We start from the raw sequence: 19586 nt of genomic DNA on the forward strand, positions 1-19586 counted from the left end.
ATTTCTTAAAACTTCTTTTGGTAATGTTGACATAAAAAATTCTCCTTTCTGGTTCAAATCATATTTTGATTCTTGCCAGAAAAGAGAATTTTATTTCGTAAAAGCACAGATTATTTTACACTACCTTAAATTATAACTATTCTTCCTTATTATTAAGTTTTCTTTCAGCTCTTTCTACTAAATTCACAGTCATAGTACCATCTAAAGTTTCTTTATCAGTTAAATCAGCATCTAATTCATTAGCAATTTCTGCTTTCATTTGATCTAAAGCTATACTAGCGTTTCTATCTATTGGTTTTGGCATTAAAATCACCTCTTTTTATTTACTTTTATTTTGTACGAAAAATAAGTTCTAATACAAGGTAATTTATAGATATATCAAATCATAATAATTACATCTATGATATAATTATTATATAAATAAAAATGAGTTAAAGTTTACTATTTAGCAAAGAATAAGGAAGTGAGGTATTAATATGAAAAATTTTAAAAAGGCTAGTATGTTTGTATTTATAATGATTATGATATTTTCTCTAATGGGTTGTGAAGATATTATAGATACTAATTTAGATTCTAATACAGGTGATATTCTAGAGATACACTTTATTGATGTGGGACAAGCAGATTCCATTTTTATAAAAAAGGGACAAGAAGCCATGTTAATTGATGCTGGTAACAATAAAGATGGAAAAACCGTTGTAGAATATATTAAAAATCAGAATGTAAGTAAACTAAATTATGTAATAGGAACACACCCTCATGCAGACCATATAGGTGGATTAGATGATGTAATAGATAATTTAGATATTGATAAACTAATTATGCCAAATGCCATATCCAACACAAAGACCTTTGAAGATGTATTAGATAGTATAGATAAAAAGGGATTAAAGATTACAAAACCCAAAGTTGGAGACAGATATACTTTAAATGGTGCAGAATTTATTGTCCTTGCACCTAATGGAGAGAGTTATGAAAGTTTAAATGATTATTCAGTTGTAGTAAAACTTATAGATGGAGAGACTTCTTTTCTATTTACAGGAGATGCAGAGGCACTATCGGAAAAGGAAATGTTAAAAAGTAATAGAAATCTATTAAAATCAGATGTACTTAAAGTTGGACACCATGGTAGTGTAACATCAACATCACAAGAATTTTTAGACGCAGTTGACCCTTATATTGCAGTAATATCTTCAGAAACTGGAAATAGTTATGGACATCCTCATAAGGAAATAATAGAAAGACTAACAGAAAAGAATATAGATATATGTAGAACAGATTTGCAAGGGACGATAATAATTAAAAGTAATGGAAAGAGTTTAGAGTTCAATCATAAGGAAATAGTTCTTAATAACAATTCTCCCGTTAATAAGCCAGATGTAGTAATAAGCAATGTAGATAAAATAGAAGAAATAGTAACTATAAAGAATAATTCAAAGGATGAGATTAATTTAGAAGGATGGAAACTTCTTTCTGTAACAGGTAATCAAGAATATATATTTCCTAAGTATGTCCTAAAGGGGGGAGAAGTAGTTACAGTAACTAGCGGTAACAAGGAAGGAGATTTAGATTGGGGAAGTACTAATATATGGAACAATACAAAAAGTGATCCTGCTGTACTTTATGATGAGGCTGGTAAAGAGATATTTAGATTTAATGACTAGGGGTGATTAGATGAAATTTACTATTGATAGATTTGAAGAGGATTTTGCAATAGTTGAACTGGAAAATAAAGATACAATAGAAATCCCAAGAATTATAATTCCAGAGGAAGCCAAGGAAGGAGATATTATAAGTATTACTATAGAAAAAGATGAAACTGATAAGAGAAAAGAGAGAATACAAGGAAAGTTTGATAGGCTATTTTGCGGAGAGTAACTAAGATGAAGAAGGTACTTATAATTGTGATTAAATAAAAGCTTCTGGAAAATTTTGGAGTACATCTATTATTTTATAATCTAATGTATATTTAGGGTATAATCTATAATAATAAATTTAAAATGGAAAGGAGTTTTTTAATGAAAACTATTGCAATTGCAGGGACTTTTGACTCTAAAGGTAAAGAATTTGCTTATGTAAAGAATGTTTTAGAAGAATTAGGTTTAAAAACCCTTACAATACATTGTGGTGTATTTGAGCCTATTTTTGAAACAGATATATCTAATGAAGAAGTCGCAAAAGAAGTAGGAGTTGATATTAAAGAGATTGCAGCTAAAAAAGATAGGGCATTGGGAACTGAAATATTATCAAAGGGAATGGAGAAATTAATTCCTAGATTATATGCAGAAGGAAAATTTCATGGAATAATTTCTCTTGGAGGAACTGGAGGGACATCTTTAGTGACTCCTGGTATGAGAGCATTGCCAATAGGAGTACCTAAAGTCATGGTGTCTACAGTTGCATCAGGTAATACTCAGCAATATGTTGGAACTAGTGATATTATGATGTATCCTTCAATTGTTGATGTATCAGGACTGAATTCAATTTCCACTAAGATATTTACAAATGCTGCTTTTGCAATTGCAGGTATGGTAAATTTTGAACATAAGGAGAAGATTGATAAAAAACCTTTAATTGCAGCTACTATGTTTGGAGTAACTACTCCTTGTGTAGATATGGCTAGAGAATATTTAGAAAAAGAAGAATATGAAGTATTGGTATTCCATGCAACGGGTACAGGTGGAAGGACTATGGAAAGACTTATAGAGGATGGATTTTTTGATGGGGTACTTGATTTAACCACAACGGAGTGGTGTGATGAATTAGTGGGAGGAGTTTTAGCTGCTGGACCTCATAGATTGGAAGCAGCAGGAAGAAATAAAGTCCCACAGGTTGTATCTCTTGGGGCATTGGATATGGTAAACTTTGGGCCTATGGATACTGTGCCTAAAGAATTTGATGGAAGAAACTTTTACAAACATAATCCTACTGTAACCTTGATGCGTACTACTATAGATGAAAATAAGAGATTAGGAGAAATAATCTCTGAAAAATTAAATGAGACAAATGGTTCCACAACCTTAATGATTCCTCTTAAAGGAGTATCTATGATTGATGCAGAAGGGCAGCCTTTCTATGGACCAAAAGAAGATAAAATGTTATTTGATACCATAAGAGATAATATTGATAAAGATAAAATAGAATTAATTGAATTAGATTTTAATATTAATGATAGAGAATTTGCAGAAACAGCAGCTAAGAAGCTAATAGAACTAATGAGGAATAACAAATAATATTGGAGGAATATATATGTCTAGAATTGAGATACTCAAGAAACTAAAAGATGAGGTAACAAAGGGAAATATTATTTTAGGGGCAGGAGCAGGTACAGGTATATCTGCAAAAAGTGGAGAAGCTGGTGGAGTAGATTTAATTATTATATATAATTCAGGAAGATATAGAATGGCAGGACGTGGGTCACTGGCAGGACTTCTTTCCTACGGAGATGCAAATCAAATTGTAGTGGATATGGGAAACGAAGTTTTACCTGTAGTTAAAGAAACTCCTGTTCTTGCTGGAGTTTGTGGTACTGACCCTTTCCGTATTATGGATGTATTTTTAAAACAATTAAAGGAACAGGGATTTGCAGGAGTTCAAAACTTTCCGACTGTAGGACTAATAGATGGAGTATTTAGACAAAATTTAGAAGAAACAGGTATGGGATATGACCTTGAAGTAGATATGATAAGAAAGGCTCATGAATTAGATTTATTAACTACACCATATGTATTTGATACTGAACAAGCTAAGAAAATGGCAGAGGCAGGAGCAGATATTTTAGTTGCCCATATGGGTCTTACAACAAAGGGAACAATTGGAGCAAAAACAGCTTTGACCTTAGATGATGCAGTAAAGAAAGTGCAGGAAATTTGTGATGCAGGTAAATCTGTAAACCCTGATATTATGATACTTTGTCATGGAGGACCTATTGCTGAACCAGAGGATGCAGCTTATGTTCTTCAAAGAACTAAAGGTGTAGATGGTTTCTTTGGTGCATCTAGTATTGAACGTTTTGCTACTGAAGTAGGTATCAAAAAACAAGCAGAAATGTTTAAGGAAATTAAGAAATAAATATAGTTATAAATAAAAAAGCTCTTTTCTCAATATGGAAAGGAGCTTTTTGTATGAGCTAGTATATATTAGATTTCATGGCATCTTCTTTAGTCTTATGGATAGTGCCATGAGGATGTTCAGGAGGTGCATAAATAGCATATAATTTAAGAGGAACGCAGCCTATATTAATTACATTATGCCATTTACCAGCAGGTATAAATATTACATAACCATCATAGACCTTTTCTTGAAAGTACAAATTATCTCTACTATCTCCCATTAAAACAAGACCTTGACCTTCCTCGATTCGTATAAATTGATCATGGTCAGTATGGATTTCTAAACCTATATCATCTCTAGGATTAATACTCATTACAGTAAGTTGTAAATAATTTCCTGTCCATAAAGTAGCTCGATAATTATAGTTTTGTCTTGTAGCTTCTTCAATATTAACTACATAGGGGTTTGGACCGTAGTCACTTAAATCAATACATCTTTCCCAGCAATTGGGAGGCATTACTGGTGGTCTATTACAGCAAGGAGATGAATATCCTAGGTGATTATTATACATGGAATTATTGTTATTTTGTTGATTATATGGATTATAGTTGTTATCCATTATATCCTTCCTTTCATTGGCTTTTTAATAGTATATGTAATATGGATTGAGTAGGTGATAAGCTTGATAGTTAGTAGACAAAATATATTTGTAAAAAATAAAGTATTTGTATTAATAGAACGAATAAAATAGCCTTAGATAATGATATAATAAAAACTATAGATATATTAGAGAACTATCAGATTGGAAGTATTATTACATTTAGGGGGAGATAGAATAATGGAGAACCTGCAAAGAAATTCTAAGAAAGTAAGACTTTGGACTAGGCAAGACATTAGAAGCCTCGAAGATATTAGGAAAAATGGTTTACATAGAATCAAAAAGCGATATATAGAAGAACAATTTCAAGATATTGCTATGTATTATATAAGTCTTTATCAATGGTTTGTAGACAAAGCTAGTAAAATAGTTCCCAAACCAGAAGATGTAGAGTTTCCAATATGGTGTTCAATAAGTGAAGAAAATATGCTAAAGCCTATGGAAGGTACTGTAATATATGTATTAGAAGTAGATAAAGCTGAAGTTATATACTTTGATGGAAGAAAGTGGGATTATGTATTAAATCATCTTTATATTCCTAAAGATGAAGAAGACGAAAAAGATTATATAAAGGATATGGAGAGAAAGGGATTTAAAAATTCATTTTCTTTTATAGAAGGAAAGTATGCAAACTTTTATCCTTTAGAAAAGAAAAGAGTAATGGACAGCTGGATGAGAGTATTTGAAATCTCAGATTGGAACATATTTGATGTACAGGCAAATATATGGGAAATAAGGGAAGATATGATTAAGGATATACTGTATTGGAATGGAAGGATTTAGATTATATCATTAATAAATTATAGGGAACGCCTTGGCGTTCCCTAATTTTATTAATATGCAGTCCATCCTCCATCAACTGCTATACATTGTCCGTTTACATAGCTTGCATCCTCACTTGCCAAGAATACTGCAACTGTTGCAATTTCACTGCCTTTTCCAGTTCTTGGATTGCCAGCTGCACCTGATGTTGCCATATTCATTCCTTCCATATTTATGTTTTTCATAAATTCTCCTGTGCCTATTTCCGTTTCAATTCCACCAGGACATATAGCGTTACATCTAATATTTTTCTTAGAATACATAAAAGCAGTATTTTTTGTTAGACCTATTAAAGCATGTTTTGATGCAGTATATGCTGCTCCAGCTCTAGAACCAAATAAACCACCTATGGACGCAATATTTATAATATTTCCACCGCCATTAGCTAAGAAAATTTCTACAGCTTTTCTCATGGAGTAGAAAGGTGAATATACATTTAAGTTGAAAACTTTTTCAATCATTTCATCTTTTACTTCGCCAACAGGACTGAAATCGTCCATTATTCCTGCATTATTAACTAAAATATCTAGTCTTCCCGATTCTTTATAAGCTTTTTCAACCATGTTTTCTGTGGATTCTTTACACATTAAATCAGCGACAATAGGTATTATTTTTCCTTCTAAATCTTTGGAGCTATTTGCTAATTCTTCAAGTCTTTCTATTCTTCTAGCTACGGCATATACAGTAGCACCTTCTTTAGCAAAATAATAAGCTATATCTTTACCCATACCTGCACTAGCACCCGTTACAATAGCTACTTTATCTTTTAATTTCATAAAATACCTCCTATTATCATAAAATTATGGGAATAACTAACGTATATGTTAATAATATCACAAATAAAGAGACACTTCAACAAATTATATTATATAAATACTTTATTTTCCTATTGCAAATTTATTTTGCATCTGATATACTTTCTTGAAATACAAGAATAAATTCGAAGACAAAGAAGAGTAGTTAATTCTTATCTTTCACAGAGAGCTAAAGATTGGTGGGACTTTGGCAAAGAAGGATTTAACGAATGGACTTTGTAGAAGCTGGTGGAAATCTATGGAGAGTACCCCGTGCCGGAAGCCTACCGTTAACTAAGGACAGGATATGTTAGTATCCCATTAAGAGAGATGCATTTTTGCATAATTTAGGTGGCACCGCGAATTCAACCTTCGTCCTATTGAGGATGGAGGTTTTTTTGTATTTAAATTTAATCTAGGAGGAAGAAGGATGAAAAGAGAAAATGGATTATTTGGAGAATTTGGCGGGGCTTATGTACCAGAAGAATTGAAAGTAGTATTAGATGAATTGGAAAAAGAATTCTATAATGCTATGGAAGATGAAGAGTTTTTGAAAGAACTAGGTTATTATTTAAAGGAATATGTAGGCAGAGAAAATCCACTATATTTTGCAGAAAGACTAACAGAAGAAATAGAAGGAGCTAAGATTTATCTAAAGAGGGAAGATCTAAATCATACAGGAGCTCACAAGATTAACAATGCCATAGGACAAGGGTTACTTGCTAAAAGAATGGGAAAAAAGAGAGTAATAGCAGAAACTGGAGCAGGACAGCATGGAGTTGCTACAGCGACAGTATGTGCTTTGCTTGGACTGGATTGTACAATTTATATGGGGGCTGAAGATACTAAAAGGCAAGAGCTAAATGTTTTCAGAATGGAAATGTTAGGAGCAAAGGTAGTGGCAGTTGAGGAAGGAAATAAAACATTAAAAGAAGCAGTAGATAAAGCATTAGGGGATTATGTAGAAAATAAGGATAATACTTTCTATCTTCTTGGTTCAGCAGTAGGACCTCATCCATTCCCAATGATAGTAAGGACATTCCAATCCGTAATAGGAAAAGAAGCAAGAAAACAGATATTAGAAAAGGAAGGAAGATTACCTAATTATGTAGTAGCCTGTGTTGGAGGAGGCAGTAATGCCATAGGTTTATTTTCGCCTTTCTATGATGATAAAGAAGTGAAGATGATAGGAGTAGAACCAGCTGGAAAAGGGATAGATACTAAAGAGCATGCGGCTAGTATATGTAGAGGTAATATGGGGCTAATACATGGTTTCAAATGTTATTTACTAGATCATAGTACCCATTCCATTGCTGCAGGACTAGATTATCCTGGAGTAGGACCGGAACATAGCTATTATAATGAGATTAAAAGAGCAGAATATAAATCTGTAACTGATAAAGAAGCCTTAGATGCTTTCTTTAAGTTATCAAAAACAGAGGGAATAATTCCAGCTTTAGAATCTTCCCATGCCATAGCCTATGGAATGAAGTTGGCTCAGACTTTGGACAAGGATAATATTATAATAATAAACCTTTCTGGTAGAGGAGATAAGGACGTAGCACAAGTAAGAGATATGATAAGATGAAAAGGATAATTTCCCTTATGAGTTTATAAATTTATAAGGGGAATTATTTATAATATTTGAAGATTATAAATTTTTGTATATAATAGGATTAAAGTATGAAATATTGGGGGGATTGAAATGTTGGGAAAAAAAGAATCACAAGATGCAAAGTACAAGGTATTATTAGTGGCTTATAAGGACTTAACAGAGGAAATGGAGAATGAATTGCACTATTATTTTATATCTAATATTAGGAGCAAAGAGGAAATAGAAGAAAACTATGGTATGGATAAAAGTTCTTCTGGATTATCATTTAGAACTGGTCTTTACCATAAATGGTTTAAAGAAACGATTTTACAAAAAATAGAAGAGGGTTATAGTTTAGGTATTGTAGAAATATCAAAATCTTATGGGGATAGTGAAGAGATGAAATTAAAGGAGCTAGACGAAAAATTTGGAGATAGCATACTAATATTAGAAACTCAGGAACTATAATATAAACCACGGGGTTTAACCCCGTGGTTTATATACTAAAACTTGAACATTTCCCATTAAGAATAATAGGCTATTTATTAAGTTTTTAGATTATTTTGAGGTCTGACTTAAATTTAATTAAGCTTCATATTATGTCCTTTTATAAAAATGAAATAAAAGTTGCTGATAGAGAGGTGAAAATCTTGAATAGCAAAAAGATAAAATTTTTAGTTAAAGAAAATAAAGTAGGTATGGCTCAAAAAATATTAGCTGCCTTGGCTTCAAAAGAAATGAATATTATTACTATGGAGATAAATCCCCCTTATATTTCTGTTAAAGTTGAATGGGAAGGTATAGAATGGGATGAGTTTAAGAGATGGATAAAAAATGAGATTAAGGAAATTTTAGATATAACAGAGCTGGATATGATGGACTCGGAAAAAGCAGCTAAGGAACTTCAGATAGTAATAAATAGTATGACAGATGGCATTATTGCAGTAAATAAACAAGGAAATATTGAATATTACAATTCTAAGGCCAGTAAATTATTTAATATTGAACCCAAGGATAAGGATACTAATATAAATCTCATAATACCAAAAGAAGTATATAATCCAAATGTGGATATAGATGATAAAGCTAATATTGAAGTAAGTACAATGATTAGAAATAAAAAGGTAAATCTTATACTAAATATTAAACTTATAAAAAATAATTTAGGCATTAAGATGGGGGCTCTTTTGATTTTTAAAGAAATGGATGATGTTAGAAGGCTGATTCAAACTATTTCGAGGCCTTCTATGATAAGTTTTGAAGATATAATCGGAGAATCAGATAGTATAAAGAACACCATTTCATTAGCTAAGTCAGTTTCAGTAGCAGAGGCAAATATAATGATATTAGGAGAGTCAGGCACGGGGAAGGAGTTATTTGCCAGAGCAATTCATTTAAATAGCAGAAGAGGAAATGGTCCATTTGTAGCAGTTAATTGCTCTGCTGTACCAGATGCTCTTTTGGAATCGGAGTTTTTTGGTTATGAAAAAGGTGCTTTTACAGGTGCGAATACAGGGAAGCAAGGACTCTTTGAATTGGCCACTGGAGGAAGTATATTTCTAGATGAGATAGGAGAACTACCTATTCATTTACAGGCAAAGATACTAAGAGCCATACAAGAAAGACAAATACGAAGAATAGGTGGAACAAAGGAAATACTCATTGATGTAAGAATAATTTCTGCAACTCACAGAAATTTATCTGCCATGGTAAGTGAAAAGACTTTTAGGGAGGATTTATATTATAGATTAAATGTTATACCTGTTAATATACCACCATTGAGGGAAAGAAAAGATGATATATCAATACTTGCAAAATATTTTACAAAGCTTTTAGGAGAAAGTGCAGATAAACCAAGATTAAAAATAACTGAAGATGCCTTAGAAAGATTGCAGGAATATTCTTGGCCTGGAAATATAAGGGAACTACAAAATGTTATGGAAAGAGCTGTAATATTTGCAGAGGATTCAATAGATGTTAAACATTTATTGATTGCTAATAAATTTGATTCATATGAAACAGAAAAGATAATTTATAATGAAGAGAATATTGAATTTCCTGTAAATCTACCAGAAATAATTAAGGCTGTTGAATATAACCATATTATAAAAGCAAGAAAGCAGTTTAATTCATCAAGGGAGATTGCAAAGGCTTTAAATATATCCCATACTACTGTTATTAAACGTATTAAGGAACATGAAGACTGTAAATAATATTTACAAAAATGTAAAATATAATTCCAGTTGTAAACATTATTTACAATTGGAATTATATTTAGCTTGTTAGAGTAACAATATTATAGATATTCCCCAGATTTTAATATTGGCATTAAAATTGCTAATAACTATATTATTAAGATAGATTTTAAAATAAGGGGGAGTAGTATATGGATAAAAAATATATGCCAGAACCATACAAAGTGAAGATGGTAGAACCACTGAGAATTTTACCGAAGGAGGAAAGAATTGAGGCCATTGAAAGAGCAGGTTACAATACTTTCTTACTTAATTCAAGGGATGTATATATTGACCTATTAACAGACAGTGGAACAAATGCCATGAGTGATAGACAATGGGCTGGGCTTATGATGGGCGATGAGGCCTATGCAGGAAGTGAAAATTTCTATCATTTACAAAAGACTGTACAGGATATAATGGGATTTAAGCATGTTGTTCCAACGCATCAAGGCAGAGGTGCAGAAAATCTATTATCACAAATATTAGTTAGGCCAAATACTTATATTCCAGGTAATATGTACTTTACAACTACTAGAGCTCATCAAGAAATGAACGGTGGTACTTTTGTAGATGTTATAATTGACGAAGCTCATATCTCAGATAAAGAAGATGTACATTTTAAAGGAAATATAGATATTAAAAAATATGAGGATTTAATTAATAAAGTTGGAGCTGAAAATATTCCTTATATCTGTGTTGGTGTAACAGTTAATTTAGCTGGTGGGCAGCCGGTTAGTATGCAGAATCTAAGGGAAGTTCATGCCTTATCCAAGAAACATGGAATCAGAGTAATGTTTGACTGTACCAGATATGTGGAAAATGCTTATTTCATTAAAGTAAGAGAAGAAGGATATGCAGATAAATCTATTGCAGAAATTGTTAAGGAAATGTTCTCCTATGCTGATGGAGCTACTATGTCAGGTAAAAAAGACGGTATTGTAAATATAGGTGGGTTCTTAGCTATGAATGAAGATGATCTATATTTCAAAGCTTCGGCGTTAGTAGTAGTTTATGAGGGAATGCCAAGCTATGGTGGTATGACTGGTAGAGATATGGAGGCTTTTGCAATTGGACTTAAGGAAGCTTTAGATTTCAATTATATTAAACATAGAGTTGAGCAAGTTGAATATTTAGGAAATAAATTAATTGAAGCTGGTGTACCAATAGTTAGACCAATAGGGGGTCACGCAGTATTCTTAGATGCTAGAGCATTCTTACCACATATTCCACAATCTGAATATCCAGCTCAAGTTTTAGCAGCTGAAATCTTCATCCAGTCAGGTGTCAGAACAATGGAAAGAGGAAATATTTCTGCTGGTAGAGATAAGGAAGGAAATGAATACTTCCCTAAATTAGAGCTAGTAAGATTGACAATACCAAGAAGAGTTTACAGCTATGCACATTTAGATTATGTTGCAGAAGCCATAATTGCAACATATAAGAGAAGAGATGAAATAAAGGGCTTGAAATTCACTTATGAACCACCAGTATTAAGGTTCTTCACAGGTAGATTCGAGCATATTTAATATGAGATAGAAGATTGGGACTAGAGAGTTTGTTATGGACTCTCTAGTTTTTTATGTCTAGGGTGCTGTAAATGGAATTATTTGTAAAATAAAGAAGGATTTTAGGGATAGATGTGGAATGTAATATTAGTAATACTTTTAAGTTTTAAGGGGGAGTTACCATGTCAAGATTATCAAATGTATTAACTATGTATATGCTTATGCAAGGTAGGAGATTGATTAAGGTGGAGGAATTAGCTGAAATACTTGAAGTGAGTCCCAGAACCATTAAAGGATACAAAAAAGATTTGGAAGATGCGGGTATTTACATAGGATCAAAGAGTGGAAGATATGGGGGATATTATTTAGAAAATAGAATAGATTTAAAGGCTCTAGGAATAAGAGAAGAAGAACTGGAAGCATTGAAAATGGCTAATGAAATTATTAAAAGTGGAAGTCATGTTTTCTCACTTGATTTTGAAACATTAGCAAATAAGATTTTGAATATAAAAAGAGATTTTATCCATATAGATTATTTCAATAAAGATAATTTAAAACCCGTCCATATGAAAGAAAGAGAAGCAGAGTTTTGGAATATAATCACTAAAGGGATAATTAATAAAAAGAAAATTAGGATGTCTTATGGTTCAATCGGTACAGGTATGAAAAAAAGTATTCGTATAGTTCATCCTTATGGAACTTTCGATCATGATGGGGCTACATATTTTTTTGGATATTGTGAAATGAGGAAAGAAGTACGACATTTTAAATTATCTAGAATAATTGAAGTTAAAGTTTTAGAACAAAAATTTTCAATTAATATAGAATATGATATTAAAAATATAATGAGAAAATCATTTGGAATAATTGATGATGATATTTTTCACCTAAAACTTAAAATATCATATCCTATGAGTCAGCTAGTTAAAGAAAGACAATATTCTTTGAGTCAAAAGATAATCGAAATAGATGAAGAAAATATAATATTTGAAGCAGATTTAAAGGGGTATGAAGAGGTTAAGACATGGGTTTTAGGTATGGGGAGTAAAGTAGAAGTGCTAGAACCACAGAGATTAAAAGAAGATGTAATTAAAGAAATAAGAAAATTACAAAATACTTACGGATTGGATACCAATACTTGCATCAATGAATGATATTATTAATGTAATAACATTCATTGGTAAGGAAAGGTTTTCTAATATAGTTCTATTAAAGGGTATTAAAAGCAAACATGAATTTACATTCCACTAAGGCTGGTTCTATTAAGATTTATTCTACATTATTACCAAAAATTTCAATTTCATAAGTAGAATATTAAATATAATAATGGAAAACTATAATAGCAAACATGAGGGGAATAAATATAGAAAATAGGAACATAATAACTAATGATATAAACTAATTAAGGAGGTGTAAATTGGAATATGATTTTAAATAGATTCAAATTAATAATTAAATTTATTGTTAGTATAGATATAAATTGTTTAACATAATACAGTTTATCTAGAGAAAGACAATTATAAAAGCTGTAACAATTTAAAATTGAAATTTGAGCTGTTACAGCTTTTTAATAAATAAAATTTTAAAGGGGCGAAAATATGAGATACAATGTTGAGCTAGTTCTATCCAATGAAAATATACCAAAAGACAAGAATAGAATAATCCTTTCTTTTCTAAAACATATTTATGAGTCCTATGACAAAAAATATTATGAATCCTTATATAAAAGTGAAGAAAACAAAGTCAAAGACTTTACTTTCTCCTTGTATATGCCAAACTGTAAATTTACTAGAGAAGAAATAATAATTCCTGAAAAAAAGATAATCTTAAATTTTTCTACTGCTGATATGAAGGATTCAATTTTTTTCTATAACGCTATTTTAGCCAATAGAGGAAAACTATACAATATTAAAGGTAACTCTATAACAGTGCGTAATATAAATATGAATAAAGAAAAACCCATAACTAATGATTATGCTGTTTATTCTACTATGTCTCCCATAGTTGTTAGGGAACATAAGGGTAATAACAAAAAGACTTGGTATTATTCCTTAAATGAAGAAGAGGGAAAAGAAATCTTTATTAGTAATCTCAAATATCAGTTATTAGATAATTTTGGTGAAGAAAGAAAGCTAGATATTGAGGAGATAAAAGTTGAAGTATTAGGAAGAAGTAAAGAGGTAAAAGTAAAACACTATGAAATAGAGGTACTATCTAATATATGTAGGATAAAGGTACAAGCTAAACCATATATTTTAGACTATTTGTATAAAGCAGGAGTTGGTTCAAGGAAAAGTAGTGGTTTTGGAATGGTAGATTTAATGTAGGAGGTGATTAGGTGGAGGAGAAGCTAGTATTACAAATGGAGGATTGGCTTTATAATAGTGGATTAGTAGGACTTTATAATATACTAGACTATGCTAAAGATAAAGTTACTATAAAAGGTAATTCTATAGAATTTGATTATGATTATTTGATTGATTTTGAAAGAAAGTATTTTGAATATTTTATAGATAAATATGAAGAAATACTATCAATTAATAAAATTATATCATTTGAGAAATTTATTTTATATCATGAAGAAAACAAGTTTGAAGAATTTAATGAAAAAAACTTAGAAACTCTTAATGATTATATAGTAGATGTAATAAAAAAATATCTGAAGAGTAATAGCTATAAATCAGCCTATGAGTTAATAAGTTCAGATTTTAATATTTTAGATTTAGAAAAGAAGTCTAAAAAAATTAATTTAAAGAAGAAACAAGATATAAATGAAGTAATGCTAGAAATTAAAGATACATTTTCATTATTAAAAGAGATAATTGAATACATGAAATTAGGTGAATCTAAAAAATATATAGGTGCAAAGAACGTCATGTATACAGTAATAAAAAATGGATGGAATGGAGTATGCCTTTTAAATCCTCAGACAAAAGAGAAAGATATGTATATAGATTATAAAAACTATTTTATTCAACCTATATCAGAGTACTTAGAAATAGATAAATCTAAGTTTAAGTATAATTGCTTCTCTTGTAATAGAGAAATGAAAGATCTTGGAAATGATCTTAGTTTTCTAACGGCAACAGGATTTGATGTAAGTAGAAAATCTTCTCATGTATGGAATTTTCAAAATGATATTGCAGTTTGTCCTATATGTAAACTAGTATATTCTTGTGTTCCAGCAGGAGTTACTTATCTTTACAATAAAGGAATATATATAAATGATAATTCCAGTATGAAAAATGCAATAAAGGTAAATGAAAAAGTTTATAGAGAAATTTATATAGAACATACAGAGGATAGAAAAATAACTTATAAGGCTTTAGTAGAATCAATTAGCGAGGAGTATAATGATAAAATAAAATATGAGTTAGCTGATATTCAGTTAATTAGGTATGAAGATGAAAAATATAAGTTTAATATCCTATCAAAGAAATCTTTGCAAGTAATTAAAGCTTCTAGAGGTGATTTGGATAAATTAATTAATTGTGGATTTAAAGAGATTAACACTTATTTTAATGTATATGAATTAGTTATAGATAGATTGCTTAATAGTCAGAATATGTTTACATTAGTTCAAAAATTACTTTACTATAAGCTATCACAACCAAAGGAAAGTTACTATCATAAAAGTCATATAATTAAAATTTTAAAGATTAATATGAGATTTTTAAAGGAGGTAGGTTATATGAAGGGGATTTATAAGGATATAGTTAAAGAAGGAAATAATGCTGGAGAAAAGTTAAGGGAAAAATATAGAAATAAAGGAGCAAAGGATAAGTTAAGCGGAGTCTCCTATAGATTATTAAATTCATTAAAAACCAATAATGTTGATAGTTTTATGGATACATTATTGAACTGTTATTTATATGTAAAATCATCAGTACCGGAAGTGTTTTTAGATGCATTGAAGGATGAGGAGAAGTTTAAAACTATTGGATATGCATTTGTATCTGGAATTATAGAAGATGAGAATGGAGGAAAAGAAGATGAAAAATAATTTAAAACCAAAAGGATTATCAATATCTATGATATTTGAGGCAGAAAGTGCAAACTATGGTGAGGGAGTTGGAAATGTAGCATCTCTAAAAAAGCTTACTAGAGATAAAGGTGAACAGTATACTTATATTTCAAGACAGGCAATTAGATACAATATATGTGAACAACTGGGAGAAGAACTTGCAACAGTAAAAGCAGAGGGTAGTGGAGAGAAAAAAGTAATTCAATTTGCAGAAGCATCAACTATTAAAGATTATCCGGAGATAGATTTTTTTGGATATTTAAAAACAGAAAAGGGTTCAGGTGGGAAGAAAAGAACAGCAAAGGTGAGATTATCTAATGCTATATCTTTAGAAACTTTCAAGGGAGACTTAGATTTTTTAACAAATAAAGGATTGGCAGATAGAATAAATGAAAACATGAATATAGCTCAATCTGAGATCCATAGATCCTATTATAGATATACATTAGTTATAGATTTAGATCAAATAGGAATAGATGAAGTATATTCTATTGAACTTAATAATGAAGAAAAAATAAGAAGAGTTTATAAATTATTAGATACAATAGCTTTCCTATATAGAGATATTAGAGGTAGAAGAGAAGATTTAAAACCTTTATTCGCCATAGGTGGAGTTTATGATATAAAAAATCCTATATTTGAAAATGTACTAGATGTAAAAGATAATAGATTAGTAGTTAAACAAATTGAAGGAGTTATGTTTGACTCTATAAAAGAAGATACAAGTTGTGGACTAATTGAAGGTAAATTTAATAATGATAATGAGATAAAAGAAAAATTAAATTCATTGACTATGCCTGAATTTTTCAATGGGCTAAAAAGCAAGGTGAAAGATTATTATGAAGGAAAATAAGAAGGCAGTTAGATTAAAATTATATCAAAATATGGTTAATTATAAAAAACCAACAAGCTTTCAACTTAAAGAAACTTATCCTCTGCCGCCATATTCAACAGTGATAGGAATGGTTCATGGTTTATGTAATTATGATGAATATAAGGAAATGGAAATTAGCATACAAGGCAAATATAATTCAAAGGTAAATGATTTGTATACTAGATATGAATTTAAAAATGGAATGAAGTTTGATGCAACGAGACATCAATTAAAAGCGGGAGAATTTGGAATAAGCAGGGGTATTTCTACAATAGAATTATTGGTTGATGTAAAGTTATTGATTCATATTATTCCAAAAGATCAAAGTTTAGTGGAGGAAATCGAACAAGCCTTTATATATCCTAGAGAATATCCTTCATTAGGCAGAAGAGAGGATTTGGCAGTTATTGAAGAAGTTAAAGTAGTAGACATATTTGAGGAAGAATTAGAAGAAGATATTGAATTAGATAGAGATTATACAGCTTATATTCCATTAAGTATGATAAGAGATGAATCTATTATAGTAGAAGATATAGAGGAAGTAAAAGGTAGCGGAACTAGGTATAAAATTACAAAGAATTATAATAAATCAGAGAATTATGGAACAGCTACCTCACCTAAAATATTTAGAGAATGGAATAAAATAGATGTATTATATTCTTCTCGCATAACTGCTATCCAAAGTGAAACTGTAATGAGAGATATAGATAATAATATTGTTTTTAATGCTTGAAATAGGGGTGTTTAAGTGAACAATTATTTAGCAAAATCAAATCCCAAAGAAACGATTATAGAGCATACTGAAAAATTGATAGATAATTATAATTTATTTAAAAAAATATATCCTAATCTCAATGTAGATTGGGATATATTATACTTGGCATGTTTATATCATGATTTAGGGAAAATGAATAGAAAATTTCAAGAAAAGATAGAAGGAATTAGAAGACATCAAGATGAGATTCCACATGGGATACTAAGTTTAGGCTTTATAGAACCTAAAAAATTAGAATCTAAAGGATATACAAAAGAAAGAATAAAGTTGCTTGCCCATGCAATAGCTTATCACCATGAAAGAGATTTTAATTTTGACAGTAATACATTAAAAAGAGAAATAGAATCAATGCGAGAAGATGCAATTAACTTTAATTATGAAAGATTAGAAAATGTAGATGTAAAGCTTTTAAGCAAAAAATATTTTTCTAAAAATAGAATTTATGAAGATGATGAAAACGATGAGGATAACCAAAATGAAAATCTCTTTTTTGATTATGTAATGATAAAAGGAATGCTTAATAGAATAGATTATGCAGCCAGTGGAGGAATTGATGTTGAAAAGCAAAATGAATTTTTACTAGGAAATTTGGAAGAAAATTTATTAAAAAAATTTAAAGAAATAAATCCTAATGCTGAGTGGAATAAACTTCAAAAATATATGATAAAAAATAGAGATGATAACCTTATTATAGTAGCACAGACAGGCATGGGAAAAACGGAAGCAGGTTTATTATGGATAGCTAACAATAAAGGATTCTTTACACTTCCTCTTAAAACTGCTATAAATGCCATATATAAAAGGATAATAGAGAAAATAGTTATTAATGATTATGAGGATAAGGTTGGGCTTCTGCACTCAGATATTAAAAAGGAATATTTAGATAAAAAAGAAGAAATAGATTTTGATCAATACTATAACAAGACCAGACAACTATCTCTACCTTTGACAGTATGTACAATAGATCAGATATTTGATTTTGTATATAGATATAGAGGGTTTGAGCCTAAACTATCTACTTTGGCTTATTCTAAGGTAGTGATAGATGAGGTGCAGATGTATTCATCAGAATTATTAGCATATTTGGTTGTGGGATTGTCCTATATAGATAAAATAGGTGGAAAATTTGCTATTTTAACTGCCACCTTACCTGAAATATTTGTAGATTTATTAGAAGAAGAGAAAATAAAATTTAAAAGACCAGAGCCATTTACCAATAGCAGAATAAGGCATAGTTTAAATGTAATAAAAGAAAAGCTTAATTCGGAGTTTGTAAAAAAATTATACAAAAACAACAAGGTTTTAGTCATATGTAATACTGTAAAAGAAGCACAAAGAATATATCAAGAGTTGTCTAAGGATGAAGATATTACCAGTAGCCTATATTTATTTCATAGTAGATTTATAAAAAAGGATAGGAAAATAAAAGAAAAGGAAATCTTAGACTTTGGAAACAAAGAAAATGAATATGAAGGTATATGGATAACAACTCAAGTAGTTGAAGCTTCTTTAGATATAGATTTTGATATATTGGTTACAGAACTTTCAGATTTAAATGGATTGTTTCAAAGACTAGGAAGATGCTATAGAGATAGAGACTGGAATAAAGAAGGCTATAACTGTTATGTATTTAATGGTGGAGATTATAAATGTACAGGAATAGGAAAGGTCATAGATGAAGATATATTTAAACTTTCTAAAAATGCATTAAAAAATATAGATGGGATTCTTACAGAAGGGGAAAAGATAAAATTAATAGATATGGTTTACACCACAGAAAACTTAAAGCAAACTAAGTATTATGAAAAACTGAGAGATAGTATAGATTATTTAAAATTAATAGATGCTCACGAATTATCTAAAAAGGAAGCTATGGAGAGATTTAGGCGTATAGAATCAAAAACCATAATACCAAGACCTGTATATGAAGACAATATTAAGGATATAGAAGAATATAAAAATATATTAAATGAACAATATCCAAAAGACATATCTATAGAAGAAAGAAAAGAGCTAAAAATGAAAAAACTAGAAGCAAGAATTAAATTAGATGACTTTACTGTATCTATTCCTTCATATAAGGCTGATAAGGGGCATTTGACTCAATTAAAGATAACTGAGTATGAAATCCTAGATATATTTGATTGTGAATATAATGAAGAGTTTGGAGTAATTTACAAAGATAAAAAACAGAGCAATGTAGAACCTAAAAATCCTGAAGATAAAATATTCTAATTAAAAGGTGATAGA

At 30.0% G+C, this 19586-nt stretch carries 18 protein-coding genes and 1 other annotated feature; of the genes, 15 read left to right on the top strand and 3 right to left on the bottom strand.

What is annotated here, in order from left to right:
* Positions 1 to 136 precede the first annotated feature (136 nt).
* Complete coding sequence (locus FYJ83_RS03025; RefSeq protein WP_154438866.1) at positions 137 to 304, bottom strand: small, acid-soluble spore protein, alpha/beta type; 168 nt, start codon at positions 302 to 304, stop codon at positions 137 to 139.
* A 172-nt stretch (positions 305 to 476) separates the two neighbouring features.
* On the opposite strand from FYJ83_RS03025, the gene FYJ83_RS03030 reads away from it, so the two are divergent.
* The 4 genes from FYJ83_RS03030 (at position 477) to FYJ83_RS03045 (ending at position 4071) form a co-directional block, all read left to right on the top strand.
* Entirely contained in the window at positions 477 to 1664 is a 1188-nt protein-coding gene (locus tag FYJ83_RS03030; RefSeq protein WP_154438867.1) for an MBL fold metallo-hydrolase, read from the top strand.
* 10 nt (positions 1665 to 1674) lie between these two features.
* Complete coding sequence (locus FYJ83_RS03035; protein WP_154438868.1) at positions 1675 to 1878, top strand: DUF3006 domain-containing protein; 204 nt, start codon at positions 1675 to 1677, stop codon at positions 1876 to 1878.
* Positions 1879 to 2018: 140 nt separating this feature from the next.
* Positions 2019 to 3233: a Tm-1-like ATP-binding domain-containing protein gene (locus FYJ83_RS03040; protein WP_154438869.1), complete on the top strand. Its 1215-nt coding sequence runs from the start codon at positions 2019 to 2021 to the stop codon at positions 3231 to 3233.
* 16 nt (positions 3234 to 3249) lie between these two features.
* Positions 3250 to 4071, top strand: coding sequence for a phosphoenolpyruvate hydrolase family protein (locus FYJ83_RS03045; RefSeq protein ID WP_154438870.1), 822 nt, complete (start codon positions 3250 to 3252; stop codon positions 4069 to 4071).
* Positions 4072 to 4129: 58 nt separating this feature from the next.
* On the opposite strand, the gene FYJ83_RS03050 is transcribed toward FYJ83_RS03045, so the two are convergent.
* Positions 4130 to 4672, bottom strand: coding sequence for a cupin domain-containing protein (locus tag FYJ83_RS03050; protein WP_154438871.1), 543 nt, complete (start codon positions 4670 to 4672; stop codon positions 4130 to 4132).
* A gap of 219 nt (positions 4673 to 4891) precedes the next feature.
* Here FYJ83_RS03050 and FYJ83_RS03055 point away from each other — a divergent pair, with 219 nt between their 5' ends.
* The gene (locus FYJ83_RS03055; protein ID WP_154438872.1) at positions 4892 to 5494 is read left to right on the top strand and encodes a DUF3841 domain-containing protein; all 603 of its coding nucleotides are present in this window, start codon (positions 4892 to 4894) and stop codon (positions 5492 to 5494) included.
* A gap of 50 nt (positions 5495 to 5544) precedes the next feature.
* Here FYJ83_RS03055 and FYJ83_RS03060 read toward each other — a convergent pair whose 3' ends face one another.
* Complete coding sequence (locus tag FYJ83_RS03060; protein WP_154438873.1) at positions 5545 to 6309, bottom strand: glucose 1-dehydrogenase; 765 nt, start codon at positions 6307 to 6309, stop codon at positions 5545 to 5547.
* 158 nt (positions 6310 to 6467) lie between these two features.
* Positions 6468 to 6710 (top strand) — a binding site (T-box leader).
* A gap of 47 nt (positions 6711 to 6757) precedes the next feature.
* Here FYJ83_RS03060 and trpB point away from each other — a divergent pair.
* From trpB to cas3, 10 genes are all read left to right on the top strand, one after another.
* Positions 6758 to 7915, top strand: coding sequence for a tryptophan synthase subunit beta (trpB, locus tag FYJ83_RS03065; RefSeq protein WP_154438874.1), 1158 nt, complete (start codon positions 6758 to 6760; stop codon positions 7913 to 7915).
* Between the two features lie 117 nt (positions 7916 to 8032).
* Positions 8033 to 8389 carry a hypothetical protein gene (locus tag FYJ83_RS03070; protein WP_154438875.1) on the top strand — a complete coding sequence of 119 codons (357 nt, stop codon included), beginning with the start codon at positions 8033 to 8035 and terminating at the stop codon, positions 8387 to 8389.
* Positions 8390 to 8571: 182 nt separating this feature from the next.
* On the top strand, positions 8572 to 10134 hold the full coding sequence (locus tag FYJ83_RS03075; RefSeq protein ID WP_216584813.1) for a sigma-54 interaction domain-containing protein: 1563 nt from the start codon (positions 8572 to 8574) through the stop codon (positions 10132 to 10134).
* A gap of 173 nt (positions 10135 to 10307) precedes the next feature.
* A complete protein-coding gene (locus FYJ83_RS03080) occupies positions 10308 to 11684 on the top strand; it encodes a tyrosine phenol-lyase (RefSeq protein ID WP_154438877.1) in 1377 nt (458 codons plus the stop codon).
* 161 nt (positions 11685 to 11845) lie between these two features.
* Complete coding sequence (locus FYJ83_RS03085; RefSeq protein WP_154438878.1) at positions 11846 to 12817, top strand: helix-turn-helix transcriptional regulator; 972 nt, start codon at positions 11846 to 11848, stop codon at positions 12815 to 12817.
* Between the two features lie 444 nt (positions 12818 to 13261).
* The gene (cas6, locus tag FYJ83_RS03090; RefSeq protein WP_154438879.1) at positions 13262 to 13990 is read left to right on the top strand and encodes a CRISPR-associated endoribonuclease Cas6; all 729 of its coding nucleotides are present in this window, start codon (positions 13262 to 13264) and stop codon (positions 13988 to 13990) included.
* 11 nt (positions 13991 to 14001) lie between these two features.
* Positions 14002 to 15666, top strand: coding sequence for a type I-B CRISPR-associated protein Cas8b1/Cst1 (cas8a1, locus tag FYJ83_RS03095; RefSeq protein ID WP_326828287.1), 1665 nt, complete (start codon positions 14002 to 14004; stop codon positions 15664 to 15666).
* Positions 15656 to 16540, top strand: coding sequence for a type I-B CRISPR-associated protein Cas7/Cst2/DevR (gene cas7i / locus FYJ83_RS03100; RefSeq protein ID WP_154438880.1), 885 nt, complete (start codon positions 15656 to 15658; stop codon positions 16538 to 16540). Before cas8a1 ends, cas7i begins: the two co-directional genes overlap by 11 nt.
* The gene (gene cas5b, locus FYJ83_RS03105; RefSeq protein WP_154438881.1) at positions 16527 to 17294 is read left to right on the top strand and encodes a type I-B CRISPR-associated protein Cas5b; all 768 of its coding nucleotides are present in this window, start codon (positions 16527 to 16529) and stop codon (positions 17292 to 17294) included. Before cas7i ends, cas5b begins: the two co-directional genes overlap by 14 nt.
* Before the next feature lie 15 nt (positions 17295 to 17309).
* On the top strand, positions 17310 to 19571 hold the full coding sequence (gene cas3, locus FYJ83_RS03110; RefSeq protein ID WP_326828288.1) for a CRISPR-associated helicase Cas3': 2262 nt from the start codon (positions 17310 to 17312) through the stop codon (positions 19569 to 19571).
* Positions 19572 to 19586: the final 15 nt, after the last annotated feature.

The sequence above is a fragment of the Tissierella pigra genome, from assembly GCF_009695605.1.
GTDB lineage: Bacteria > Bacillota > Clostridia > Tissierellales > Tissierellaceae > Tissierella > Tissierella pigra.